At 62.7% G+C, this 24,541-nt stretch carries 22 protein-coding genes and 1 tRNA gene; 12 read left to right on the top strand and 11 right to left on the bottom strand.

Features of this window, described 5'->3' with window-relative positions; all coding sequences use genetic code 11:
- The first annotated feature begins 146 nt into the window (after positions 1–146).
- Positions 147–2,405 (top strand): arginine/lysine/ornithine decarboxylase, encoded by a 2,259-nt coding sequence (locus BT173_RS13725; RefSeq protein WP_072429244.1) that lies wholly within the window; start codon positions 147–149, stop codon positions 2,403–2,405.
- Positions 2,406–2,490: 85 nt separating this feature from the next.
- On the opposite strand, the gene lptM is transcribed toward BT173_RS13725, so the two are convergent.
- Positions 2,491–2,607: an LPS translocon maturation chaperone LptM gene (lptM, locus tag BT173_RS20000; RefSeq protein ID WP_221416684.1), complete on the bottom strand. Its 117-nt coding sequence runs from the start codon at positions 2,605–2,607 to the stop codon at positions 2,491–2,493.
- Positions 2,608–2,665: 58 nt separating this feature from the next.
- Here lptM and cyaY point away from each other — a divergent pair, with 58 nt between their 5' ends.
- The 5 genes from cyaY to BT173_RS13700 all read left to right on the top strand — a co-directional run bounded on the left by cyaY (position 2,666) and on the right by BT173_RS13700 (position 6,114).
- Positions 2,666–2,977: an iron donor protein CyaY gene (gene cyaY, locus BT173_RS13720; RefSeq protein WP_072429243.1), complete on the top strand. Its 312-nt coding sequence runs from the start codon at positions 2,666–2,668 to the stop codon at positions 2,975–2,977.
- An 11-nt stretch (positions 2,978–2,988) separates the two neighbouring features.
- A complete protein-coding gene (locus BT173_RS13715; protein WP_072429242.1) occupies positions 2,989–3,423 on the top strand; it encodes a YqaA family protein in 435 nt (144 codons plus the stop codon).
- A 336-nt stretch (positions 3,424–3,759) separates the two neighbouring features.
- The gene (locus BT173_RS13710; protein ID WP_072429241.1) at positions 3,760–4,797 is read left to right on the top strand and encodes a porin; all 1,038 of its coding nucleotides are present in this window, start codon (positions 3,760–3,762) and stop codon (positions 4,795–4,797) included.
- A 138-nt stretch (positions 4,798–4,935) separates the two neighbouring features.
- Positions 4,936–5,388, top strand: coding sequence for a large conductance mechanosensitive channel protein MscL (gene mscL, locus BT173_RS13705; RefSeq protein WP_072429240.1), 453 nt, complete (start codon positions 4,936–4,938; stop codon positions 5,386–5,388).
- Positions 5,389–5,421: 33 nt separating this feature from the next.
- A complete protein-coding gene (locus BT173_RS13700; protein ID WP_072429239.1) occupies positions 5,422–6,114 on the top strand; it encodes a Type 1 glutamine amidotransferase-like domain-containing protein in 693 nt (230 codons plus the stop codon).
- Between the two features lie 60 nt (positions 6,115–6,174).
- Here BT173_RS13700 and BT173_RS13695 read toward each other — a convergent pair.
- A tRNA-Arg gene (locus BT173_RS13695) sits at positions 6,175–6,251 on the bottom strand.
- 146 nt (positions 6,252–6,397) lie between these two features.
- On the opposite strand from BT173_RS13695, the gene BT173_RS13690 reads away from it, so the two are divergent.
- The 4 genes from BT173_RS13690 to ettA all read left to right on the top strand — a co-directional run bounded on the left by BT173_RS13690 (position 6,398) and on the right by ettA (position 10,204).
- Complete coding sequence (locus tag BT173_RS13690) at positions 6,398–7,162, top strand: c-type cytochrome (protein WP_072429238.1); 765 nt, start codon at positions 6,398–6,400, stop codon at positions 7,160–7,162.
- Positions 7,163–7,321: 159 nt separating this feature from the next.
- Positions 7,322–7,573, top strand: coding sequence for a YfhL family 4Fe-4S dicluster ferredoxin (locus BT173_RS13685; protein WP_072429237.1), 252 nt, complete (start codon positions 7,322–7,324; stop codon positions 7,571–7,573).
- A gap of 105 nt (positions 7,574–7,678) precedes the next feature.
- Positions 7,679–8,443, top strand: a complete 765-nt coding sequence (locus tag BT173_RS13680) for a hypothetical protein (RefSeq protein WP_072429236.1) — start codon at positions 7,679–7,681, stop codon at positions 8,441–8,443.
- A gap of 96 nt (positions 8,444–8,539) precedes the next feature.
- The gene (ettA, locus tag BT173_RS13675; RefSeq protein ID WP_072429235.1) at positions 8,540–10,204 is read left to right on the top strand and encodes an energy-dependent translational throttle protein EttA; all 1,665 of its coding nucleotides are present in this window, start codon (positions 8,540–8,542) and stop codon (positions 10,202–10,204) included.
- A gap of 54 nt (positions 10,205–10,258) precedes the next feature.
- Here ettA and BT173_RS13670 read toward each other — a convergent pair whose 3' ends face one another.
- The 3 genes from BT173_RS13670 to glgB form a co-directional block, all read right to left on the bottom strand.
- Entirely contained in the window at positions 10,259–11,353 is a 1,095-nt protein-coding gene (locus BT173_RS13670) for a glycosyltransferase family protein (RefSeq protein ID WP_072429234.1), read from the bottom strand.
- A 90-nt stretch (positions 11,354–11,443) separates the two neighbouring features.
- Positions 11,444–13,513, bottom strand: a complete 2,070-nt coding sequence (gene glgX, locus BT173_RS13665) for a glycogen debranching protein GlgX (protein WP_072429233.1) — start codon at positions 13,511–13,513, stop codon at positions 11,444–11,446.
- Between the two features lies 1 nt (position 13,514).
- Positions 13,515–15,674, bottom strand: coding sequence for a 1,4-alpha-glucan branching protein GlgB (gene glgB / locus BT173_RS13660; protein WP_072429232.1), 2,160 nt, complete (start codon positions 15,672–15,674; stop codon positions 13,515–13,517).
- Positions 15,675–16,033: 359 nt separating this feature from the next.
- Between glgB and BT173_RS13655 the strand changes: the two genes are divergently transcribed.
- The gene (locus tag BT173_RS13655) at positions 16,034–16,219 is read left to right on the top strand and encodes a hypothetical protein (protein ID WP_072429231.1); all 186 of its coding nucleotides are present in this window, start codon (positions 16,034–16,036) and stop codon (positions 16,217–16,219) included.
- 60 nt (positions 16,220–16,279) lie between these two features.
- Here the strand turns inward: BT173_RS13655 and BT173_RS13650 are convergent, their stop codons facing one another.
- The 3 genes from BT173_RS13650 to BT173_RS13640 form a co-directional block, all read right to left on the bottom strand.
- Positions 16,280–18,355: a methyl-accepting chemotaxis protein gene (locus tag BT173_RS13650; protein ID WP_072429230.1), complete on the bottom strand. Its 2,076-nt coding sequence runs from the start codon at positions 18,353–18,355 to the stop codon at positions 16,280–16,282.
- A gap of 215 nt (positions 18,356–18,570) precedes the next feature.
- Positions 18,571–20,142 carry a hypothetical protein gene (locus tag BT173_RS13645; RefSeq protein WP_072429229.1) on the bottom strand — a complete coding sequence of 524 codons (1,572 nt, stop codon included), beginning with the start codon at positions 20,140–20,142 and terminating at the stop codon, positions 18,571–18,573.
- Positions 20,143–20,534: 392 nt separating this feature from the next.
- Entirely contained in the window at positions 20,535–20,882 is a 348-nt protein-coding gene (locus BT173_RS13640) for a GFA family protein (protein ID WP_072429228.1), read from the bottom strand.
- A 408-nt stretch (positions 20,883–21,290) separates the two neighbouring features.
- Here BT173_RS13640 and BT173_RS13630 point away from each other — a divergent pair, with 408 nt between their 5' ends.
- Entirely contained in the window at positions 21,291–22,418 is a 1,128-nt protein-coding gene (locus BT173_RS13630) for an ABC transporter substrate-binding protein (RefSeq protein WP_072429226.1), read from the top strand.
- 140 nt (positions 22,419–22,558) lie between these two features.
- Here BT173_RS13630 and BT173_RS13625 read toward each other — a convergent pair whose 3' ends face one another.
- From BT173_RS13625 to BT173_RS13615, 3 genes are read right to left on the bottom strand one after another with little or no spacing between them, the layout of a single operon-like run.
- Complete coding sequence (locus tag BT173_RS13625) at positions 22,559–22,960, bottom strand: OsmC family protein (protein ID WP_072429225.1); 402 nt, start codon at positions 22,958–22,960, stop codon at positions 22,559–22,561.
- 56 nt (positions 22,961–23,016) lie between these two features.
- Positions 23,017–23,541 carry a GNAT family N-acetyltransferase gene (locus BT173_RS13620; RefSeq protein ID WP_072429224.1) on the bottom strand — a complete coding sequence of 175 codons (525 nt, stop codon included), beginning with the start codon at positions 23,539–23,541 and terminating at the stop codon, positions 23,017–23,019.
- Positions 23,542–23,586: 45 nt separating this feature from the next.
- Complete coding sequence (locus tag BT173_RS13615; protein ID WP_072429223.1) at positions 23,587–24,372, bottom strand: hypothetical protein; 786 nt, start codon at positions 24,370–24,372, stop codon at positions 23,587–23,589.
- Positions 24,373–24,541 lie beyond the last annotated feature (169 nt).

The raw sequence follows: 24,541 nt of genomic DNA, 5'->3' as shown, positions 1-24,541 counted from the left end.
CCTGCCTAGCGCCTACATTCGACTGCTTACTCACCGGGGCCGTACCTGCACAGGTGCGGCCCTGTGCTTTTTCCGCCGGCACCGCCCTTGCGTGTCGTGTATGAACAAGAAGATTCGGCACCTGCCGATCTCAGGAGCAACTCCTTATGAAATTCCGCTTTCCCGTCATCATCATCGACGAAGACTTCCGCGCCGAGAACTCCAGCGGCCTAGGCATACGCGCGCTAGCCAAGGCCATTGAAGAAGAGGGCTATGAAGTCCTCGGTGTAACCAGCTACGGCGATGTAACCGGCTTTGCCCAGCAGCAAAGTCGCGCCTCCAGCTTCATCCTGTCGATCGACGATGAGGAGTTCATCGGTGGCGAACCGGGCGAGGAAACCGCGGCGGTGAAGAATCTGCGCGCCTTCGTGGCCGAGATTCGCTACAAGAACGCCGACATCCCCATTTTCCTGTATGGCGAGACCCGCACCAGCCGCCACATCCCCAATGATGTGCTGCGCGAGCTGCACGGCTTCATCCATATGTTCGAGGACACGCCCGAATTCGTCGCGCGCTCCATCGTGCGCGAAGCCAAGGCCTATCTCGACACACTGGCACCCCCCTTCTTCCGCGCCCTGCTCCACTACGCGCAGGACGGCTCTTACAGCTGGCACTGCCCAGGGCATTCGGGCGGCGTGGCCTTCCTGAAGTCGCCGGTGGGGCAGATGTTCCATCAGTTCTTCGGCGAAAACATGCTGCGCGCCGACGTGTGCAACTCGGTGGATGAGCTCGGCCAGCTGCTCGACCACACCGGCCCGGTGGCCGCATCCGAACGCAATGCCGCGCGCATTTTCGGCTCCGACCATCTGTTCTTCGTCACCAATGGCACCTCGACCTCGAACAAGATGGTCTGGCACGCCACGGTAGCGCCTGGCGATATTGTGGTGGTGGACCGCAACTGCCATAAGTCCATCTTGCACTCGATCATGATGTGCGGCGCGATCCCGGTTTTCCTGATGCCGACCCGCAATCACTACGGCATCATCGGGCCGATCCCACTCGACGAGTTCCGCCCGGAAACCATTCAGAAGAAGATCGAGGCCAACCCGTTTGCCAAGGAAGCGCTGGCCAAGCGCCCGGGCAATAAGCCGCGCATCCTGACCATCACCCAATCGACCTACGACGGTGTGCTGTACAACGTCGAGATGATCAAGGAAGTGCTGGGCGACACCATCGACACCCTGCACTTTGACGAAGCCTGGCTGCCGCATGCCGCCTTCCACGACTTCTACAAGAATATGCACGCGATTGGCCGCGACCGGCCGCGTAGCAAGGAAGCGATGGTGTTCGCCACCCAGTCCACCCACAAGCTGCTGGCTGGCCTCTCGCAGGCCTCGCAGATTCTGGTGCAGGAATCGGAAACCCGTCAGCTTGATCGGCACCGTTTCAACGAAGCCTATCTGATGCACACCTCGACCAGCCCGCAGTATTCGATCATTGCCAGCTGCGATGTGGCGGCAGCGATGATGGAGGCGCCTGGCGGCACCGCCCTGGTGGAAGAGTCGATCTTCGAGGCACTCGACTTCCGCCGCGCCATGCGCAAGGTGGCAGCCGAGTACGGCGACAGCTGGTGGTTCAAGGTATGGGGGCCGGACTATCTGGCCGAAGAAGGCCTGGGCGAACGCGCGGATTGGGAACTGCACGCCAACGAGCGCTGGCATGGCTTCGGTGCGCTGGCCGAAGGCTTCAACCTGCTCGATCCGATCAAGGCCACCGTCATCACCCCAGGCCTCGATGTAGATGGCAGCTTTGCTGACACCGGCATCCCGGCCGCTATCCTGACCAAGTATCTGTCCGAGCACGGCATCATCGTCGAGAAGACCGGCCTGTATAGCTTCTTCATCATGTTCACCATCGGCATCACCAAGGGCCGCTGGAACACACTGGTCACCGAGCTGCAGCAGTTCAAGGATGCTTACGATGCCAACTCGCCGCTATGGCGCGTGATGCCAGAGTTCATCGCCAAGAATCCGCATTACGAGCGCATCGGCCTGCGCGATCTGTGTCAGCAGATCCACGAGGTGTACCGAGAGCGCGATGTGGCCCGCCTGACCACCGAGATGTATCTGAGCGATATGGTGCCTGCCCTCAAGCCGGCCAAGGCCTTCAGCAAGATGGCCCATCGCGAGATCGAGCGCGTGCCGCTTGATCAGCTTGAAGGCCGCATCACCGCCATTCTGCTCACCCCCTACCCACCGGGCATTCCCCTGTTGATCCCGGGCGAGCGCTTCAACAAAACCATTGTCGACTATCTACGCTTTGCACGCGCCTTCAACGAGCGCTTCCCTGGCTTCGAGACCGACATCCACGGTTTGGTGAAGGACGAGAAGACCGGTGAGTACTATGTGGACTGTGTGAACCAGTAAGCGCGTACACCCCAGTCGGAATGAAAAACGCCGCATCGAAACCGATGCGGCGTTTTTCTTGCCCGCTGAGAACACGACTCGATGCTCAGGACGGCTGACTTGTTACGGAGGCCGGCTTGCCCTGCTCGGGCAGATACAGCGAGCCCTTGTAGCCGCAGGCAGTCAAGAGGCAGATCAATACAGCAAGCGGAAGTAGGCGCATGGCAGACCGGTGTGCGGGTAAAATCGGCATGTTAACAACCTCGCCAAGAGCCAGCCAAATGAATGAAAGCGAATTCCTCAGCCTTAGCGACCGGGTGTTCGATCAGATCGAACAGGCCCTGGACGCGGACGAGTTCGATGTGGACTTGAACCGCAATGGCAATGTATTGGAAATCGAATTCGACACAGGCAGCAAGATGGTGGTGAATCGCCATGCCGCCAATCAGGAGATCTGGCTGGCCGCCCGCAGTGGCGGCTTCCACTATCGTCTGCAAGAAGGGCGCTGGCAAAGCACGCGCGACCAGGGTGAGCTGTTCAGCCAACTGGCCGAACTGATTACCCAACAAACCGGCCATACGCCGCGCTTCTAAGCGCGCCGCACATGGATGCACTGCTAGGCTTCCTGGCGGGCTTGGGCAGCAACTACGGCCTCGCCGGCCTATTCGCCTCCGGCCTGCTCTCGGCGACACTGCTGCCCGGCAACTCGGAGCTGGCGCTACTACTGTGGCTGCAGGCACAGCCTGCCACAGTTTGGTCGGCCCTGCTGATGGTCACGCTGGGCAATACCCTCGGCAGCCTGAGCAGCTATGGCCTCGGACGCCTGGCCAAGGTCTCCTCCAGCCTCTCACCTACGGTGTTGAATCAGGTGCAGCGCTGGGGGGCTTACAGCCTATTGCTGGCCTGGCTACCCATCGTGGGCGATGCGCTCTGCTTAGCGGCTGGCTACTTGCGCCTACCTTTAGCCATGAGCGCGGCCTGCATCGCCATCGGGAAGTGCTTGCGCTACCTGCTGCTGGCACTGCCCACGCTGCTCTAGCACTCAATAGCCTGCTCATCTCGACCTGAGTTGGTCGCTAAGCTGCGGTCCAATTCAGCCTTCGGTGCACCTGAAACGTGCAACTGGTCTTAGTTTCTGTTGCATCGCCGCAACCAGAAAAGCCGAAGCTCGCCATAAAATAGCCCTTTACAAACAATGCATTAGAAATACCCAGCAGCTTAAGCCATGCTGAACGCAAGGCACGCCTCCCCTCATGCTGCGTTGCTTAGAAGCTGCGCCGCCGCCTATCATGCCGACGTATTGCGCTGCTTCAGAGGATGAGCAGTCAGAATTTGCAGCACCGTTATTCCAAACTTTTCAATAAAGGAAGACGCAATGAACAAGAAATTCATCGCCCTGGCCGTTGCCGCTGCCGTTGCTCCGGCTGCTTTCGCTGGCGACGAGGTGATTCTGTACGGTCAAGTGAACGTTGCCGCCGTGGTTGATAACACCAAGGACAGCTTGTTCAAGATTGACGGCCAATCGTCGCGCATCGGCGTGAAGGGCACCGAATCGCTGGGCAATGGTATGAGCGCCTGGTTTCAGATCGAAAGCAAGGTCGCACCTGACGACGCAAGTGCATCTGGTTTTGCCACCCGCGAAGGTTGGGTTGGTCTGAAGGGTGATTTCGGCGGCGTCCAGCTGGGTCGTGGCAAGAGCGCCTTCACCAAGGCTTACGAAGAATTCGACCTGTGGTATCAAGCTGATAGCTTTGCCCCGTTCGACTACGGTCTGCAAACCTATAACGATTCGGGCTTGGTTCCGGTGATGGTCGATGCAGACGGTAACCGGAATGATGCCGGGTACCAGTACCGCACCGACAATACCGTGCGCTACACCTATGCTGCGGAAGGCCTCGACGTTACCGTCGACTATGCAGTGGGCGAAAACAAGAACGACAGCACCAAGACCAAAGAAGCTACCAATCTGAGCTACTCGGTCAAGGGCACGCTGGGTGACTATTGGTACATCGTGGGTGCCAATATGGGCCGTAACCTGCGCATGAACGGTTCCAAGCTGAACAACCTGTTGCTGGGTGGCGGTACCACCTTTGGCGATCTGGCTGTTGGCGCTGGCTTCACCCGTTCGGTGTTCAGCGAAGCTGGCTACGGCACCGGCAAGCGTAACAGCTACATCCTGAACGCTTCCTACGCTCTGGAAGGCAACTCGCTGTACGGCGGCGTGATCGTTGGCGACAAGCTCAAGCACAATATCGGCAAGCTGGAAGACAGCCGCTTCGTCCGCTACGGTGCTGGCCTGGCCGTGCCGCTGTCCAAGCGCACCAATATCGTGACCGAATACATGGCCACGAACTTCTCGGGCGCTACCAAAGACACCTCCTACTTCTCGGTGGGTGCTTACCACTCGTTCTAATCGCCCCCATGGCGGTTTGACCGAGCAAAGAAAAAGGCAGCCTTGGCTGCCTTTTTCTTTGCCTCTAGCTGCAGAAATATTGACCGCAATGCCGCCAGGCCTTTAATTTGCAGCCACCCTTACGAATCGGAGATAGACATGCTCAAGGAGTTCAAGGAATTCGCCATGCGTGGCAATGTGGTCGACTTGGCCGTCGGCGTCATTATTGGCGGCGCCTTTGGCAAGATCGTCGATTCGCTGGTCAAGGACGTGATCATGCCGCCGATAGGCTGGCTGCTGGGCAATGTGGACTTTTCCAATCTATTCATCGTGCTCAAGGAAGGCAGCAAGGCCATCGGGCCGTACGAGACCCTGAAAGCGGCTCAGGATGCCGGTGCAGTGACGATCAATCTCGGCCTGTTCGCCAATGCGGTAATCAGCTTCCTAATCGTCGCCTTTGCCGTCTTCATGCTGATTCGTACCCTGAACAAGCTCAAGCGCGAGGAAGCACCGGCACCCGTTGAAGCAAGCAGCAAAGAATGCAGCTTTTGCTACAGTGCGATTCCCCTCAAAGCCACCCGCTGCCCCTGCTGCACCTCACAACTCGCCTGATCGAGCGAATACCCGCATACCCATGGGGCTGATATGCGCCAACTGATCGTGCTGGGCGGGGGCGGCTTCTCGATGGAGTCCTCGCCGCTGCTCGACCAGTACTTTCTGGATGCCAGCGGCAAGGCCTGTCCACGCATCTGCTTTCTACCCACGGCCAGCGGCGATGCCGAGGCGCAGCTATTGAAGTTCTATGCCGCCCATGCCCGCTACCGCTGCCAGGCCAGCCATCTGTCGCTGTTCCGCCCACCGGCCCAAGGGCTAGCCTCCGTCCTGCTCGCGCAGGATGCGATCTTCGTAGGTGGCGGGAATACCCGCGCCATGTTGGCGCTTTGGCGCGAATGGGGTGTGGACCAGCTGCTACGTCAGGCCTATCTGCAAGGTTGTGTGCTGGGTGGTATCAGCGCTGGCATGTTGTGCTGGTTTGAAGCCGGGCTCAGCGATTCCAGCGGCCTGTTGGCGCCCTTAGCCGGCTTGGGCTGGCTGCGCGGCGGCGCCTGCCCGCATCTGGATGGCGAAGCCGAACGCCGGCCGCGCCTGCGCGAATATCTGGCCGCAGGCCAGCTACCCGACAGCTGGGCTGCCGATGACGGCGCCGCGCTGCATTTTGTCGATGAGGGCTTGCACGCCTGTGTGAGCTCACGGCCCAACGCCAGCGTCTGGCGCTTTGAACGCCTGGGCGATGGCTCAGTCAGCGAGCGTCGCGTGTCGACGCGCTATCTGGGCTGAAGTAGGCGTAGGCAGCAATGCAAAAAGCCAGCTCGCGCTGGCTTTTTGCATATTCGGTTTTGGCGCGCCCGCCTGGGATCGAACCAGGGACCTTCAGCTTCGGAAACTGACACTCTATCCAACTGAGCTACGGACGCGGCTTAAGAGGCGCGCAAGAATAGCGGATTTGCCCGCAAGCGTCCAGCCACTGCGGCTGCCGATTGGTGGGCGGGCTAATCCCCGCTATAATCGCGGGGTTTTTCCGTACTGGCACTTACCACAGCGCAAATAAAAGGATGGCAGCATGAGCGAAGCGCAAGCCGAATCCCAGATGTCGGCCAAAGGTCTGATCGGCATCATTCTCGCCGCAATCATCGGCATCCCGGTTTTCATCTATCTGGTTATCAAATTGGCTACCGGCGGCATGATGTTGGACGCCGCCAGCCCCAGCATGACCAACGAAGCCATTGCTGCGCGAGTGCAGCCGGTTGGTTTTGCCAAGCTGGATGAATCGGGCCCACCCGGCAGCCGCAATGGCAAGGCCGTGTACGAAAGCGTCTGTCTGTCCTGCCATGACGCAGGCCTGGCCGGCGCACCCAAGTTCGCCGATGTTGGCGCCTGGGCTGCCCGTCTGAGCAAGGGTTTCGCCACCCTGGTCGACCACGCCAACAAGGGCTTTAATGCCATGCCCGCCAAGGGCGGTGCTGCCGACCTGACCGACGACGAAGTCGCCCGTGCCGTGGCCTATATGGGCAATGCCGCCGGTGGCAAGTTCACCGAACCCGCCGTGGCAGGTGCCGCCGCGGGTGCAGTCGCCAAGATCGATCCTGCCGTCAAGGGCAAGGAGATCTATGACAGCGTGTGCATGGCCTGCCATACCAGCGGCGCCGCCGGTGCACCCAAGTTCGGCGACAAGGCCGCCTGGGCGCCGCGCCTGAAGGATGGTGTCGAAGCTGCAATCAAGATCGCCATCGCTGGCAAGGGCGCCATGCCAGCCAAGGGTGGCTACTCAGGTTCGGACGAGGAATTCCACGCCGCAGCGGAATACCTGATCGGCTCGGCCAAGTAAGCAGGCGTCTCAGCAGACCCGGACGGCGCATCCTTGATGCGCCGTTTGCATTTGCAGCGTGCCAGGCGCAGGGGAATTTCCATGCTGTCCAGCGCACTAAGCCAAGTCATGGCGCGGTGATACAATCGCGCCCCGTTAGCCCAAAAGCCGAGAAGAATCATGGCCCTGATGATTACCGACGAATGCATCAACTGCGACGTGTGCGAGCCGGAATGCCCGAATCACGCCATCTCGCAGGGCGCGGAAATCTATGAGATCGACCCGAATCTCTGCACAGAATGTGTTGGCCATTTCGATGAGCCGCAGTGCCAGCAGGTCTGCCCGGTCGACTGCATTCCGCTCGACCCTGATATGCGCGAAACGCGCGAGCAGCTGATGGATAAGTACAAGATCATCATCGCCAAGGCCTGAGGCACACGGCCACGCCCGCCCGAACGGCCCGCCCTGCGCGGGCCTCTTTCATGGTCGCCGCTCGCCGGCCGAGGGTGGCACACTGTTTGCACTCCTTGGCACGCCATGCGTGCCACCCCCATTGATCCAGCCCTACCACTGCCCGGCGCGCCCAGCCATAGCGTGCCGCGCCAGCATGCCCAGGCGCCGCCCGGATTCGAGATCTGGTTTGCCCAGGCCTTGTCGGCAGGTCGCCTTGGCCATGACCCTGCCCTGGAAACCGGTCCGGCCGATTTTGGCCTATGGGGTGTCGCCCCCGATGGGCAGGGCCGCCTGAACCTGGATGAGGTGGCCGGCAATCTGCAGGCTTCGCTGGCTGCCTTCGCCGCCAATCTCGGCAAGGCTTGCCGCCAGCAAGGCATTGCCCTGCCACCGCCGCTGCGCCTGGAGGCCGGCATGGATACCCAGCCGCTGCTGCCTTTCGACGCGCGCGAGGCCGCCATCCAGCAGCTGTTCGATGACTGGCCGGGCCTGGCGCGCCAGTTCCGCCGCCTGATGGCCGGCTTTGGCTTTGTCCGCTGCAGTGATGCCCTGCGTGCTTATCAGCGTGCAATTGGCCGCCTCGGCCCAAGCCGGCTGGCCAGCGTGCTCGACCAGCAAGGTGATGCGCATGCCTCGCCCCATCTGGCCCTGGTGTTCGATGGCCTGCGCGCCTGGCCGGAGGAGGCCTACCCCGAGCGCTGGCGCCCGCTGGCTGGCCTCGAACAACTGAGCCGCGAGCTGTTCGAACGCGCCCATAGTCCGAGCGCACCCTATCGCGACAGCGCGCTGCCGCTCGAACAGCTGCTCGACCCCAAGCGCATGCGCTGGCAGGCCGGCAAGCCCGACTAGGCAGCGGCAACGCGGCGGCTTGCGCGCAGACAAGCGCTAGCGGGGCCGCGTTTGCTAAACTCACGCTTTAGCTGTCACTCCGAACGGAATTCCTCCATGGCCCAATACGTCATGTCCATGCTCCGCGTGAGCAAGGTCGTCCCGCCCAAGCGGCAAATCATCAAAGACATCTCGCTGAGTTTCTTCCCCGGCGCCAAGATCGGCCTCCTCGGCCTGAACGGCTCGGGTAAGTCCACCGTGCTGAAGATCATGGCGGGCGTAGACAAGGAGTTCGAAGGCGAAGTCCAGCATCTGGCCGGCATCAAGGTTGGCTATCTGGCCCAGGAACCGCAGCTGAACCCCGATAACACCGTGCGCGCCGAAGTCGAGTCGGGCATGGTCGAGCTGTTTGAAGCCAAGCAGAAGCTCGAAGAGGTGTACGCCGCCTATGCCGAGCCAGACGCCGACTTCGACAAGCTGGCCGAGGAGCAGGCGCGCTGCGAAGCGATTATCTCGGCCGCCGGCCAGGACCTGGAAACCCAGATGGAAATCGCCGCCGATGCGCTGCGCCTGCCGCCCTGGGATGCCAATGTCGGCGTGCTGTCGGGCGGTGAAAAGCGCCGCGTGGCGCTGTGCAAGCTGTTGATGAGCAAACCGGACATGCTGCTGCTGGACGAGCCGACCAACCACCTGGATGCCGAATCGGTGGACTGGCTTGAGCAGTTCCTGGTGCGCTTCCCCGGCACCGTGGTGGCCGTTACCCACGATCGTTACTTCCTCGACAATGCGGCCGAATGGATTCTGGAACTGGACCGCGGCCACGGTATTCCGTGGAAGGGCAACTACTCGAGCTGGCTCGAGCAGAAGGAAGCCCGCCTGAAGCAGGAAGAAGCGAGCGAGTCGGCACGCCAGAAGGCGCTGAACAAGGAACTCGAATGGGTGCGCCAGAGCCCCAAGGCTCGCCAGGCCAAGTCCAAGGCGCGTATTGCCCGCTTCGAGGAGCTGAACTCGCAAGAGCAGCAGAAGCGCAATGAAACGATGGAAATCTTCATCCCGATCGCCGAGCGTCTGGGTAATGAGGTGATTGAATTCGAGAACGTCAGCAAGGCTTTTGGTGACCGCCTGCTGATCGACGACCTGAGCTTCAAGGTGCCGCCCGGCGCCATCGTCGGCATCATCGGCCCGAACGGTGCCGGTAAATCGACCCTGTTCCGCATGATTGCCGGCCAGGATGTGCCCGATAGCGGCACAGTCAAGATCGGCAACACGGTCAAGATGGCTTATGTGGACCAGAGCCGCGGCGCGCTGTCGAGCGACAAGACCGTGTTCGACGAGATCGCCGAAGGGCGCGACATCCTGCAGGTCGGCCGCTACGAAACCCCGAGCCGCGCCTATATCGGCCGCTTCAACTTCAAGGGTGGCGACCAGCAGAAGATCGTCGGCACGCTGTCCGGTGGTGAGCGTGGTCGTCTACACCTGGCCAAGACCCTGATCGCCGGCGGCAATGTGCTGCTGCTCGATGAACCGTCGAACGATCTGGATGTGGAAACCCTGCGTGCGTTGGAAGATGCACTGCTCGAGTTCGCCGGCAGCGTGATGGTGATTTCGCACGATCGCTGGTTCCTCGACCGTATCGCCACCCATATCCTCGCCTGCGAGGGCGAGTCGAAATGGACCTTCTTTGACGGCAACTATCAGGAATACGAAGCCGACAAGAAGAAGCGTCTGGGCGAGGAAGGTGCCAAACCCAAGCGTATTCGCTACAAGCCCATCTCACGCTAAGCCGCCTCACTGGCAAAGAAAAGCCCCGCTGCTGCGGGGCTTTTTGCTACCTGCTCAGAGCAGGCTATCGATCAGGCTGCCCCATTGCTGGGCAATGCGCTCGATCTGCCAGTGCTCGCGCAGATAGTTGCGGGTTGCCGAGGGTAGGACCTCGCGACCATCCGCCGTACGCAGGGCCTGCAGGGCCGGCTCATCCAAGCCATTCACTTGGGCATAGGGTGCGAATTCCACATAGCTGGGCAGTGGGTCGGCAATCACCCGGACCCCATTCCATAGCGCGGTGGTCAGGCGGTTATTGCTCTTGCACAGGGTGAAGGGGTTCGGGCCTATCGGCAGCAGCGCGGTGTGGTGGGCAGCCAGCGCACGCAGGAAGGTCAGCCGGTTCCATTGCATATAGCGGCTGGGCAGTGACCAGTCGGCAAACAGCTGGCGGTACTTGGCCTCGTGATTGCTGATGATGGTCAGCGCCAGCGGGCGCTCGCGATGCAGTGCTTCCAGCGGCGCGCGCCAGTGCAGCAGATCGCCCATGCCGCCCTCGGCATAGGCCACGCCATGGTTGCCAAACCAGACCAGCGGCAGGCGGCCGTGGCGGCGTTGCTGAGCCACCCAGTGCTGCAGCTCGCGCAGCGCCCAGTAGGGGCCAAGGCGCTTGGGGTTCAGGTGGCGCTTGAACCACGGGTCGCCGGCCAGCAGGTCGTGCTGCTGCTCGATCGCGTCACCAATCACCCACAGCGGCTTTTCCGTATAGCCTTCGGCGCGCGTTACCGCGGCCAGCTGCTCGGTTGCGCAAACCAGCACATCGGCCAGCGCCAGCAAACGGCGCAGGCGCTGCAGCTGAGCGTCCCAAGCGGCATCCTGGCGCGGGTTGTAGAACTGGTTGTCGCAGTTGTCGACCACGATGCGCAGGCCGGCCTGCTTGAGCCTGCCGACCTCGGCTAGGAAATGCTCGGGGTCATGCCCCTGACTGGTGGAAAAGGCCGCCCAGGCCTGCACGATCACCGCGCGATACTGGTCGGCGCGCTCGGCGTGATAGAGCTCGACCGGCAGCCCCTGGGTGCGCAGCTGCTTGAGCGGATTCAGGCAGCGCATGCGCACGCCGGCCTTGAGCGGATTCATCGATTGCGGCCACCAGGCCACCTTGTCGCGCATCGGTTTTCCTCGTCCATGGATCTTATTGTGGTCGCCAGGCAAGCCCGGTCGGCGCACGATTGTCCATGTAGCGCGGCCGGCTGCAAAGCCCTACCAGGTCACCCGACCTTCGGTGTTCAGGATCAGCAGCCAGATCGCATTTGCGTCCACCTCGACCTGATGCTGGAACAGCGCGTCGCCCGCCTCCGGGTCGGCGGTATCCAGCACGCGCAACCAGCGCCCAGGGCGCAGCTGAAATAGTGTGGTGCTCGCCTCGGCATTGATCAGCAACAGGCAGATCTGCCGCTCGCCTTCCGGGCTCAGCTCCACCGCCAGGCTGAAGGCATCGCGCCCGTCCCACTCGGCCGGCGTCATGGCCTGGCCGGCCGCATTGCGCCACAGCACATCGGCGCGCTCATAGCCGCCATGTCCAACCGCCGACAGCCAGCGCGCATGGCGCAGGCCCGGGTAGCTGCGCCGCAGCGCCAACAGGCGGGCGGTGAACTCGGCCAGGCCACGGTCGGCCTGCTGCCAATCGAGCCAGCTGATTGCATTGTCCTGGCAGTAGGCATTGTTATTACCCTGCTGGCTATGGCCGATCTCATCGCCGGCCAGCAGCATGGGCGTGCCCTGGCTGAACAACAGGCTGGCCAGCAGCGCCCGGCGCAGGCGCGCACGAATGGCGATCACTTCGGCAGCGTCGGTCTCGCCCTCCACGCCGCCGTTCCAGCTGTGGTTATGGCCGTGGCCGTCGCGGTTGTCCTCGCCATTCGCCTCATTGTGCTTCTGGTTGTAGCTGACCACATCGCGCAGATTGAAGCCGTCATGCGCGGTCAGGAAGTTGATGCAGGCCCAAGGCAACCGCCCGCGCCGCTCGAATAAATCGCTGCTGGCAGTGAGCCGGCGCGCGAACTCGCCGCGACTGACGCCATGGTGCAGCCAGAAGCTGCGCAGACTGTCGCGGTAGCGGTCGCTCCATTCGGCCCAGCCGGGTGGGAAGCCGCCCACGCGATAGCCGTCCGGTCCCAAGTCCCAGGGTTCAGCGATCAGCTTCAGGCGAGAGAGCAAGGGGTCGGCCTGCACGGCGGCAAAGAAGGCCGACCAGGCTTCGAAACCGCCATACATGCCGCGCGCCAGCGTGGTGGCGAGATCAAAGCGAAAGCCATCCACCTGGCACTCGCCAGCCCAGAAGCGCAGCGTATCCAGCACCAGCTGCAAGCAGCGCGGCTCGGCCAGGTTCAGGGTATTGCCGCAGCCGGTCCAGTTCTCGCAATGGCCATCCGGCGTAAGCCGGTAATAGGTACGGTTGTCCAGCCCGCGCAGATTCAGGCTGGGGCCGCCCACGCCCCCCTCGGCGGTGTGGTTGAGCACCACGTCCAGCACCACCTCCAGGCCGGCCTCGTGCAGCGCCTTCACCATGCGCTTGAACTCGCCCAGCGCATCGGCACTGGCGGCATAGCGGCTTTCTACCGCCATGAAGGCCAGGCTGTTATAGCCCCAGTAATTGACCAACCCGCGCGCCTGCAGATGGCCCTCGTCGGCACAGGCCGCCACCGGCAACAGCTCCACCGTGGTCACGCCCAGCCACTTCAGCCAGTCGATGCTGGCCGGATGGGCCAGCCCCGCATAGGTGCCGCGCAGCGCGGCCGGAATATCCGGGTTCAGCTGGCTGAAGCCCTTCACATGCAGCTCATACAGCACGGTATCGGCCCAGGGAATGCCGGGCCGACACGATGCGCCCCAGTCAAACTCGTCGTCGGCCACCACACTCTTCACTGCATCGCGCGCGTTATCGCGCAGATCAAGCCGGCGCGGCTCGCCCGGTGCGTGATCGCAGTAATCAGGCTGATTGCTGTAGCGGCCATGCAGGCGGCGCGCATAGGGGTCGGTCAGCAATTTGGTCGGGTTGTAGCGCATGCCATGCTCGGGCGCGAAGCGGCCATGCGCGCGGTAGCCATAAATCAGGCCCGGCTCGGCACCGGGCAGATAGCCATGCCAGACGCCGGCATGCCAGCCGGGCAAGGACAGGCGCGCCAGCTCGCGGCTGCCGCTCGCGTCGAATACGCACAGCTCGACCCGGTCGGCATTCAGCGCATACACGGCGAAGTTCACCCCGCGGCCGTCGTAATGGCTGCCCAGCCGAAACGGATCGCCTGCGATCAGACCCAGCGCCAATGCCATCTCAGTCCTCCTTCAGAAAGCACTGCACGGCCAACGGGGCCAGGCGCAGGCACAGCGACTGCGCGCGCCCATGCGCGGCATGCGGCTCAGCCCAGGCATCGCCATTGCCGACATTGCTGCCGCCGTAGCAGGCCGCATCGGTATTCAGCACCTCGCGCCAGCGCCCTGCACCCGGCACGCCCACGCGGTAGCACTCGCGCACCTGCGGGGTGAAATTGCACAGCACCAGCAGCTGGCCGCCACGCCCATCGTGGCGCACGAAGCTGAATACCGAGTTGTCGGCATCGTCCCAGCACATCCACTCGAAGCCACTTGGCTCGCAATCGAGCACATGCAGGGCCGGCGTGTGCCGATACAGCCGGTTCAGATCGCGCACCAGCTGCTGCACGCCGGCATGGCGCGGGTCGCTCAGCAGATGCCAGTCGAGGCTCGCGTCGTGGTTCCACTCGCGCGCCTGGGCAAACTCGCCGCCCATGAACAGCAGCTTCTTGCCCGGATGGGTCCACATAAAGCCATACAGCGCGCGCAGATTGGCGAAGCGCTGCCAGTCATCACCGGGCATCTTGCCCAGCAGCGAGCCCTTGCCGTGCACGACCTCGTCGTGCGAGAGCGGCAGCACATAGTTTTCCGAGAAGGCATAGCTGAGCCCGAAGCTCAGCTCACCCTGGTGATAGCGGCGGTGGATAGGCTCGCGGCGGAAGTAGGCGAGTGTGTCGTGCATCCAGCCCATATTCCATTTGTAGTGAAAGCCCAGTCCGCCGTACTCGGGTGGGCGGCTGACACCGGGGAAAGCGGTCGATTCCTCCGCCAGCGTGATGCTGCCGGGGCTTTCCACCCCGACCCAGTGATTGGTCTGCTGCAGAAAGCCGATCGCCTCGAGGTTCTCGCGCCCGCCATGCACATTCGGCACCCATTCCCCCTCCGGGCGACTGTAGTCGCGGTAGAGCATGGAGGCCACCGCATCCACGCGCAGGCCGTCCACGCCATAGCACTGCAGCCAGAACAGCGCATTGGCCGCCAGGAAGTTAGCCACCTCGCGCCGGCCGTAGTTGTAGATCAGCGTGTTCCAGTCGCGGTGAAAGCCCTCGCGCGGGTCGGCATGCTCATACAGATGGCTGCCATCGAAGGCGCCCAGGCCATGTGCATCCTCGGGGAAATGGCCGGGCACCCAGTCGAGAACCACGCCCAGGCCGGCCGCATGCGCCTCGGCCACGAAATCGCGAAAATCGGCCGGGCTGCCGAAGCGGCTGGTCGGCGCGTACAGGCCCGTGGGTTGATAGCCCCAGGATCCATCGAACGGGTGCTCGGACACCGGCAACAGCTCCAGATGGGTGAAGCCCATCTCGAGCGCATAGGGAATCAAAGTCTCGGCCAGCTCGCGATAGCTGAGCCAATGCTCACCACGCTTACGCCAGGAGGCCAGATGCACCTCGTAGATGCTGACTGCGACGGCCCTATCCTGGCGCAGCTTGGCCGGCGCAGGTGGGGCGGGCAGTTCGGCCACGATGGAAGCGGTGGCTGGGCGCAGCTCGGCCGCAAAACCAAGCGGATCGGCCTTGTGCACGCGCCGACCGTCCCAGTCCAGCACCTCGTACTTATACGGCTCACCCAGCCCGATGCCGGGGATGAACAGCTCCCACACCCCGCATTCGCGGCGCAGGCGCATCGGGTGGCAGCGGCCATCCCAGAAATTGAAATCGCCGAGCACGGCCAGCCGCTTGGCATTCGGCGCCCACACGGCAAAGGCCACACCGTCCACACCGTCTATCTGGCGCGCATGGGCGCCCAGACTGTCCCACAGGCGGCGGTGGCTGCCCTCGGCGATATGCCAGAGCTCGGCATCGCTGAGCAGCGGCGGGAAACGATAGGGGTCGTCGCGCTCCTGGCTGCTACCCGGCCACTGCACTCGCAGGCGATAGGGGCGCGCTTCGGCCAACGCACTGGCGGTGCCGAACAGGCCGCGCGCATCCAGACAGCACAACTCGGCCAGCAGCTGCCCGTTCGCCGCATCCAGCACGCTGACCGCCTTCGCCTCGGGCAGAAAGGCGCGCAGCAACCAGCCCTCCGGCGCGCGCTGCCAACCCAGCAGGGCGAAAGGATCGGCGTGCTCGCCGCGGCACAAGGCTTCCATTTCCCATGGGTCGAGCGTGCTGCCCGTCATGCCTCACTCCCTGCTGTGCTTGGATGGCCACATCCTAAGCCGCTTTGACGCCGTAAGCACGCCTAGCACCGCTACAAGCGCCAGCGCCCCCGTGCTGGGCACGGAGGCGCGAAATTGGTGCCCGGCACATCGGGCTCGACCGGACTGGAGCCACCCGCCAGCGCAAGCCGGCCGGCGAAGTGCGCGCAGTGTGCCGCGCGATTGTGACGCAGGCTTTGCACTGGCGTGATGCCTCGATGGCAAACCTGCCGTCCACCTCAGTCCCACTGCTTCGCCCGGCCTTCCTCACGCTTTGCTCAACTTTCCCGGCCTGCGGTCGATAAGTCAGCTACAGGGCAGGCGCCCTGAAGGAGCCCGTCATGCTGATACAAGTGATCAGTGCGGCCGACCCACGCACCGTCGCCGAAGTGATTGCCCATTACGCGGCCATCGGCTACCGGGCGCAGGGTAAGTGCCAACGGGGCGTTTGCTACTTGCAGCTGTGGCAGGAAACATACCCCGACCGCACTGCCGCACCAGCAGCACCGATGCAGGCAGGGCACTAATACGGGGGCAGGAACAGAAGGCCGGGCAGATAGCCCGGCCTTTTGCCCTTGTTGGGCGGCTTAGATCTTGAAGCGCCCCACCAGCTCACCCAGGCTGCGCGACAGGCCTTCCAGCTCTTCCACCGCATGGGCTACCTCGGCCACTGCATGGCTATTGGTCTGCGCCATGCTGCTGATGCGTTCCACGTTCTGCGCGATATCGGTACTGGCCGCCGCCTGCTCGCGGGTCGAATCGGCGATCACCGCCACATCGCTGACCAGGCGCTCGGTCTCGCCGCGCACCGCACCAATCGCCTCGCTGGCGCGGTGCGAGATCTGCACGCCGGTGGCGATCTGCTCGCGGGTATCGCGCATATTGCCGCCCGCCGCGCCAATCTCGCGCTGAATCTCGGCCACGATCTGGCCAATCTCCACCGTCGCATCGGCCGTGCGTGCGGCCAGCTTGCGTACCTCGTCGGCCACCACGGCAAAGCCACGCCCCTGCTCGCCCGCGCGTGCCGCCTCGATCGCGGCATTCAGCGCCAGCAGATTGGTCTGGTCGGCAATGTCCTTGATCACATTCACGATGGTATCGACCTTGGCCGACTGGTGGCCGAGGTTGTCCATGGTGGTGGCCAGCGCATCCACGCTGCGGTTCACCTTGTCGATCTCGGCCGCCACCTCGTCCACCAGGCTCTGGCCGCGCGCGGTGGCGCTGCCGGTTTCCTGCGCGCTGTGTTTGAAGTCACGCGCGCTATCGGCAATGTGTTGGATGCTGACCGTCACCTGCTCGACGCTGGCCGCCGTGGCAGTGGCCGCCTCAGCCTGGTGATTGGAGGCTTGCTCGACGATGTCGGCGCTGTTTGACAACCGCTCGGCCGCCCCGCCCACCGATTCACTCTGCGCGCGCACCTGCACGAACATCTCGCGCAACTGCCCCATCAGCTGGTTGAAGGCCTTGCCGGTACGGCCGATCTCATCATTGGCCCCCACTTCCAGGCGGCGGGTCAGATCGCCCTCACCCGAGGCCAGCGTCTCCATGGCCTGGGCCAGGCGCGCCAGTGGCCGGGTCAGCACGGTCAGCAGCACACCAATCAGCACCAGAATCAGCACAGCCGCCACGACCCCAATCGCCACGGCCTGGTTACGTGCGGCCAGCGCGTCGGCCACGATGGTAGCGTGCGGAATCGATACCCCCAGACCCCAGTTCTGCCCGGTATTGCCGAGCTTGATCGGCCGCCAGACATGCAGGGTGTCGTCGGCCTCGTACTGCACCGGCTTGCCGGCCAGCAGCTGGCTCATCAGATCCGCCGGTACGCTGGCCTTGTCCAGTGGTTGGCCAAGCAGCTTCTCGTCCTGGTTCACCACATACAGGCCGCCGTTCGATACCAGGGTCAAATAGCCGGTGCCAAACGGCTTGTACTGGCTGAAATTGGCCTGCAGATTGCCCAGCGGCAAGTCAACCGCCGCCACGCCCAGCCACTTGCCGCCACCGTCCTTGATCGCCACCGCCAGCGAGGACATGAGCACCTTCTTGCCCTGCACCTCATAGGCATAGGGCTCAGTCACTGTGTCTTGCTGGCGCTGCTTGGGCACAAAGTAGAAATCGCCCCAGCCCGCCTGTTCGTACTCGGGTTTGTAATTGGCCGGGTCTTGGCGGAAGGGCTCGGCCTTGGCCTGCTGATCGGCACCCAGCATCTTGTCCTGCACCACCTTGCCATCCGACTGAGTGATGTAGGGCATATAGCGGCCGCTCGGGTCATGAATCGGCCAGTCGCTCGCGTACTCAGCATCCTTGCCGTCCAGCGCGTTCGGCTCCATCAGCATCCACAGGCCCGATGCCTGCGGAAAGCCGCCCAGCAAACGCATGATCATCTTGTCCAGAGTCTTGCGATCAGGCAGCTGGCCGCCCTGCATGCCCAGCACCGCATCAGCCAGGTGGCGCGGCAGCGCAAAGCCCAGCGCAAACTCGTCCTCCACGCGCTTGGCATAGGCATCGGCTTGCTCATTGGCGCGTGCCAGGCCCACTGCCTCGGCATCGCGGTACACGCCGCCGGCAATCACCCAGATCATCACCGCAAAGCCCACCACAATGGCCAGAGCGGCCGCGACCAGTACCTTGGTTCGTAACTGCCAATTGCTGAACAGACTAGTCATTCACATGCTCCAAAGCGCTTGCACCACTGACGGAAAAACAAAAGCCCGCATCGAATTCCTCCCAGAATCCAATACGGGCTTGTGCCGTTGTTATTTGCTGAACGCTTTTTAACGCGCTCTGGTACTAGATTAGCCGCTGATGAGAGAAAACCAAACGACAAGATATTGCCGGTGTGACATCCAGCCCTGGCGACCCACTGCAGCTCTGGAGCAGGTCAGTGCAGGTTTGCAGCGATCTGCGCATCAACGGATATCCAATCCGGTAGACGGCGTTCGAGTGTCGCGCTTGCCCGCAGAAGACTCAGCATTTGCGTGAATGGCATGAGCCTAAACAGCTTGGTGCTGTAATCGTAAGAAACATTGGTCGCAAACAGGGACTCAAGCTGGGGCTGGTAATGAAAGTCCATGTTTTCTCGGTTCTCGCCGATCGCACCTAAAGGCAATGCCAGGAATCGATCACTGGGAACATGCCAAAGCCAGGCACTGTCTTGAAGGCCCCAATTGTCCCCGGATATATCCAGCAGCACCCAGTCATGGGGCAAAGAAACAAGCAGCAGGCGCTGGCTATAGCGACACTCCCCCAGCTTGGCTTGCATAGCACTACAGTCTCGAACGAAGCGCGCTCCGGTATCACGGCTGGTCGCCAGCATGACGAAATGCTCCTGCGCATCCCTCATCCAATACGCACCACACAGGTCCCAGCCGGATGGGTTCGGCGGCAAGCCTGGTATTTCGGGGCTATGCAGCGGCAAGGCCGTCAGGCTCCACATGCCGCTGCGGGCTTGTGTGAAACCAAAGGCTGCGGCTGCCTCCGGCTGACTACTAACCCACTGCCAGCGTTGCAGCTGAAATTGGGCGTTCAAGATCAAGATGACCTGCTCATCGAGCGGCGGCGCCTTCTGATAGGCCTTACTCACCATGGCCAGCAGACGCCAAGTACCGTCTCCTTCGGACATCAAGGCAAGCGGGTTATAGATTGCAGGCTGTGGTGGCGATGGCAGGCCCTGTTCGGACAACGCCCCGGCTGAGCACGGCAAAGCCGGGGGGAACACAGTAGGGAGAGCACAGCGCAGCTGTTCGTCCCGCGGCAGCGCCACGAGGATCTCCGTTTGAGCGTGCCGTTTTACGCGTTTGTCTTTGAACAGCGGATCGGGTGTGGCGTAGCCCTGCAAGGCCCACAAAGCCTGAGCGCCCTCAGCGCTAAGCGCGAGCGGTGCATATCGGACGGTATAGTCCCCAGCATCGCTTCGGCCGGGAAATCGCACGTCGATCATATGATCGATGCCCGTCGAACACGCATCCCAGCGCGTGACATCCGCGACCAGGGCCTCGGCTTCCCAGCGCCACATCATATGGCGCTCACTCAGCCACATGAGCTCGGCATCACCCTCGTCCCAGCAATCAATCGCTAACTGCAAGGAGGCCGCTCGAATCCCGACGGCCTTTTGCCCCCAGCGACGTTGTGACTGATATTGCAGTCGGGCATCACAGGCCGCACCACCATGCTCAATGACCTGCACCACAGGTGGTGGCATCGTGGCAGGCACGATGTAGAACACAGCGTTATCACTACCGGTTTCTACGGCGTACAGCGCCACGCCCAACGCAGACAGCGCCTGCCCCAGCGCGGCCAGTCCTTGCTCGGGCGGAAGATTGTTATAGGTAAGCGCCACCTTCTGCACCGAGGCATGCATCAAGGCGGGATGGTCGGGATGTAGCACTTGGAGAGCCTGCAAAGCTGTGGTGGCGGGCTCCTTCCAATCAATTGGCTGGGTAAGCAAAAGCATGTCTGTCGTTTAGCAGGATAGGGAAGGTGATCGCTGAGGAAGCGCAGGCTCGGGTAGAAAAACCGCTCGACCTAGCACCCGGCCTACACAGTTGGGCTAACCAGGCGGGCATCGGTCAAGACTGCGCTGCTTGGGCTGCGTGGTGATCGCCGGGGCAGTGCGCAAAGCGGGGTACACGAAGACCCAGGTGATTAGGCGCACTGCGCGCAGCAAAGGCAAGGAGCGGCCACTCCCAGCGCCGCCTCTGGCCTCCCCCGAGGTCGCATCAGTGCAGCGCGTCAGGCAATGATGATGACCAGACGACACAGCGAACTGATACGCCAGGATGTGTACTTGGTAAAAATACCAACTCCAGCAAACCACCTCCCTCGCCCGACCCCATCGTCGTGCGCTCACATCTCCCGGCCGTTGAAATGCTGGATAGTCAGCGCGGCGATATCCACCTCCTCCAGGCAGCGCACATTGATGGCGGCCATCGCATCGCCATTCGGCGCCACGCCTTCGCCAAACGGGTGGATGCCGCAGTTCGGGCAGAAGTGATGCTGGATCACGTGCTTGTTGAAGGTATAGCTGCGCATGTTTTCCGGCGGCGTCAGCAGGGTCAGCGCCGGGCGCGGCACAAACCACATCAGCGCGCCCTTGCGCTGGCAGATCGAGCAGTTACAGGACAGCACGGTCGGGATTTCGCCCTCAAGTTCAAAGGCAATCTGGCCGCAGTGACAGCTTCCTCGGTATTTCATCGCGATAGGCTCCATGGGGTTGGCGGTTCCGCCGTCGCAGTGGACGGCCGCTGCGCTCTGCGCGCCGGGCTGCTCGGTCTATAGCACGGTCGCGCAGTGCATCCAAGGCGAGGGCCGGCGCGGCTTGCGCCCCATGACAATGGCCAAATGCCCCGCCCTGGCGACGGACATTTTTATGCAAAATATATTCAAGTTATTGAATAAGCACATTTTCTTGCGAAAGGATAGCTGGGGGCGGCCACACTTACACCAAGCTGACCAGATCAGGATACTGCGCGCTGAGAAATTGCTAGTGCACCACCAGCCTTGCCGGCCAACGTGAAACCACGTTCGCCGGCACTTTGCTTTCGGCTCGCGTGCGCAGCGTTGAGTCGTCCTGATTAAAGATAATTTTTGCGAGGTTCCTTCATGAAGCAATGGTGGTGGGCAGGTTTCCTGGCGGTATCCGGTTTGGTGCACGCTGAAGTCGGTGTCAGCGATACCGAGATTCTGATTGGCCAATCGGCCGCACTCAGCGGCGCAGCCGCCGAGCTGGGCAAGGGCGTGAGCCGTGGCGCGAACGCCTATTTCGAGCAGGTCAACAAGCGCGGCGGCATCAACGGCCGCAAGATCCGCCTGATCAGCCTGGACGATGGTTACGAGCCGGAGCGTGCCGCTGCCAACACCAAGAAGCTGCTGGAAGGCCCGCAGGCAGTGTTTGCGCTGTTCGGTTATGTGGGCACCCCCACCTCGAACGCCTCGCTGCCGCAGATCAACCGCAGCGGCGTGCCCTTCGTGGCCCCCTACACCGGCGCCGAAAGCCTGCGTGCGCCCTTCAACCGCAATGTGTTCAATATGCGCGCCAGCTACGGCGATGAGGCCGAAGAGATTGCCGAATCGATGGCCAAGATGGGCATGAGCAGCATCAATGTGCTTTACCAGGATGACGCCTACGGTGCTGCCGGCCTGAAGGCCATGCAGGACGCCGCCGCCAAGTACAAGCTGACCATCAACGCCACCGCCACCGTGAAGCGCAATAGCGTGGACGTGACACGCGCGGTGGACGAGCTGATCAACAAGAAGCCGGCCAATGCCATCTTCATCGTCTCGGCCTATAAGAGCAGCGCCGCCTTTATCAGCGCCGCCCGCAGCCGCAACTCGATTGGCCCGTTCTACAACGTGAGCTTCGTCGGTACCGAAGCACTGGTGAGCGAGCTCAAGCAAGATGGCAGTGGCGTGATCGTGACCCAGGTCGTGCCCTCGCCGTATAGCGCGGTCAAGCCGGTCGCTATCGACTACCAGAAGACCATGAAGGCCGCCGGCATTGACGCGATCGACTACCCGAGCATGGAAGGCTATCTGGCCGCCCGCGTGCTGGTGGAAGGTCTGAAGCGCGCCGGTCGCGACCTGAGCCGCGACAAGCTGATCGGCTCGCTGGAAAGCCTGGGCAATTACGATCTGGGCGGCTTCCGCGTCAACTTCTCCAGCCGTAACCGCAGCGGCTCCAGCTTTGTCGACCTGACCATCCTGGACGGCAGCGGCAAGATTCGCAGCTAAGCAGCGAACTGCCCGCAGCAAGCAACAGGCCCGGCGCTATGCCGGGCCTGTTGTTTTATGGGCTGCACACGCGTGGCAGCCAGGCGCTGCAGCAGCCGGTGAAGCACGCCCAAGCCGGCCATGCGGCCCAGGCCAGTCGACTACACCAGCTGCGATTCAATGCTGATCTCGCCGCTCAGCACACGGTGTATCGGGCATTTGTCGGCAATCTCCAGCAGGCGCTGGCGCTCGTCATCGCTCAGCTCGCCCTCGATATGCAGCTTGCGCTGCAGCTGGTAGTGCACCTCGCCCTGCGCATTGCGCGTCTCGACATGCTCGATGCTCACCTGCAGATCGCTCACCGCCAGCTGCTTGCGGCGGATATACAGCTCCAGCGTCAGCGCCGTGCAGCTGGCCAGGGCGGAATCCAGCAGATCGTGCGGATCGGGCGCCCGGTCGCTCGAACCGAGCGCGGCGCTGATATCGGCATTCCACACATGGCGGCCATTGCTCAGCGTGGTCAGCGCGCCCGCGGCGCGGTGCAAACGTGCTTCGATAGGCATACAGCTTCCTTACTCTCAGAAAAATCGATGGGATGTGGACCGGCCACGCAGCAGACTTAGTCCTCTGCGTGGCGTTCGTAATGTTCGAGATCGTGCCACTCGCCATGCAGCTGAAAGCTGCGGCTGGAGCGGCCAAACAGGCGAAAGCCATTATGGGCCAGCACGCGTAGCGAGCCGATATTGCCGGGCCGGGCTATCGCCTCCACGCGCAGCAGCTGCAGCTCGCCAAACGCGCGCGCCAGGGCCAGGCGCACCGCCGCACTCGCATAGCCCTGGCCGCAGGCCGACTGCGCAATTCGGTAACCGAGCTCGGCAGAATGATAATGCGCACGGCGCACCCGGCTCAGATTCACCCGGCCGACCAGGGTGCCGGCCTCATCGCGCACCAGGTGCTGGTAGGCCTGGTCGGCTGCCGCCTCCTGCTGCGCCTGCGCAATCGCCGCGCGCACACCGTCCAGGCTGTAGTAGTGCGCGGGCCGCGCATTGATATGGGTTTCGAAGAAAGCCCGGTTCGCCAGCTCGAAGGCCAGCAGCGCCTCGGCATCGACCAGACTCGGGGCCGACAGGTGAATAGTCTGCATAGCTTCCATCCCTTCTCTGCCGACTTACGGCGGCGGTAGACCGCGCTAGGCTGCCAAGGCCAGCGTACGGAAATAGGCTCGCGGGTTGGCGTGGAAGGCCGCCGGCATCAGCCGGTAGTGCGCGAGTGCCTGCTCGACCTGCGCCAGCCCCACGGCCTCGGCACGCTGGTAGGCCTGCAGACCACGCTGCGTGCGTTCCTGCTGGCTGGAAAAATCGGCAAACGGCAGGCTGTAGCCCGCGCCGAAGTAGGCAAAGCGTACACGCGGCCGCAGCGCCAGGCGCTTGATCGCCGCCCAGTGAAAGCCTGCATATGCCGCCAGCACGGCCGGCGCCACGATGTTTTCCTGCTCCCAGTGGAAGAAGGCCGCAAACAGCGCCGCGCGCTGCTCGGCACCAAACGGCTTGTCAAGGCGGCGCGCCGCGTGGCACTCGCACAGCAGCGTGGCAAACTCGGCGCCGATCAGGCCCACGATAAAGTCGGTGGCGCCCAAATCGCGCGTGTAGTGGTACAGCGCATACGACTCGGCACACACACGGCGGTTGATGGCGCGGAACTGATCGGCAAAATCATCCAGCGCGGCCAGCATGGCCCGCCGCCGGGCCGACCAGAACAGATAGGGCAGCGACAGCAACCGCCCAGCCAGCATGCCCTGCTTGAAGTAACCGCTCGCCCACAGCGCCCCATGCGCCGCAATCAGCGGGAAGACATTGCGCTGGCCCGAATCGGCATACAGGTGATGGTAGACGCAGGCGCGCCGCTGCAAATCCCCCAGTCCACCCGCCAGCGCAAACCCATTCGCCCGCAAGCGCTCATACGCGTCAACCGTCATCCATCCCCCGTTGCTGGCGCCCTACCCGCTTAGGCGCAGGGGCGGACAGTACCTAGGCGGGGCGTGGGCGGCAAGGAGCAGAGAGAAACTCGCGCATATCGATATGCGGTGCTGAGTAGTGATAGCATCCTCGCACAGTGATACGTTGCAATACGTGCAAGTGCATATT

The organism is Chitinimonas taiwanensis DSM 18899 (assembly GCF_900119825.1).
Classification (GTDB): domain Bacteria; phylum Pseudomonadota; class Gammaproteobacteria; order Burkholderiales; family Chitinimonadaceae; genus Chitinimonas; species Chitinimonas taiwanensis.
This window is presented reverse-complemented; position numbering and strand designations above follow the sequence as displayed.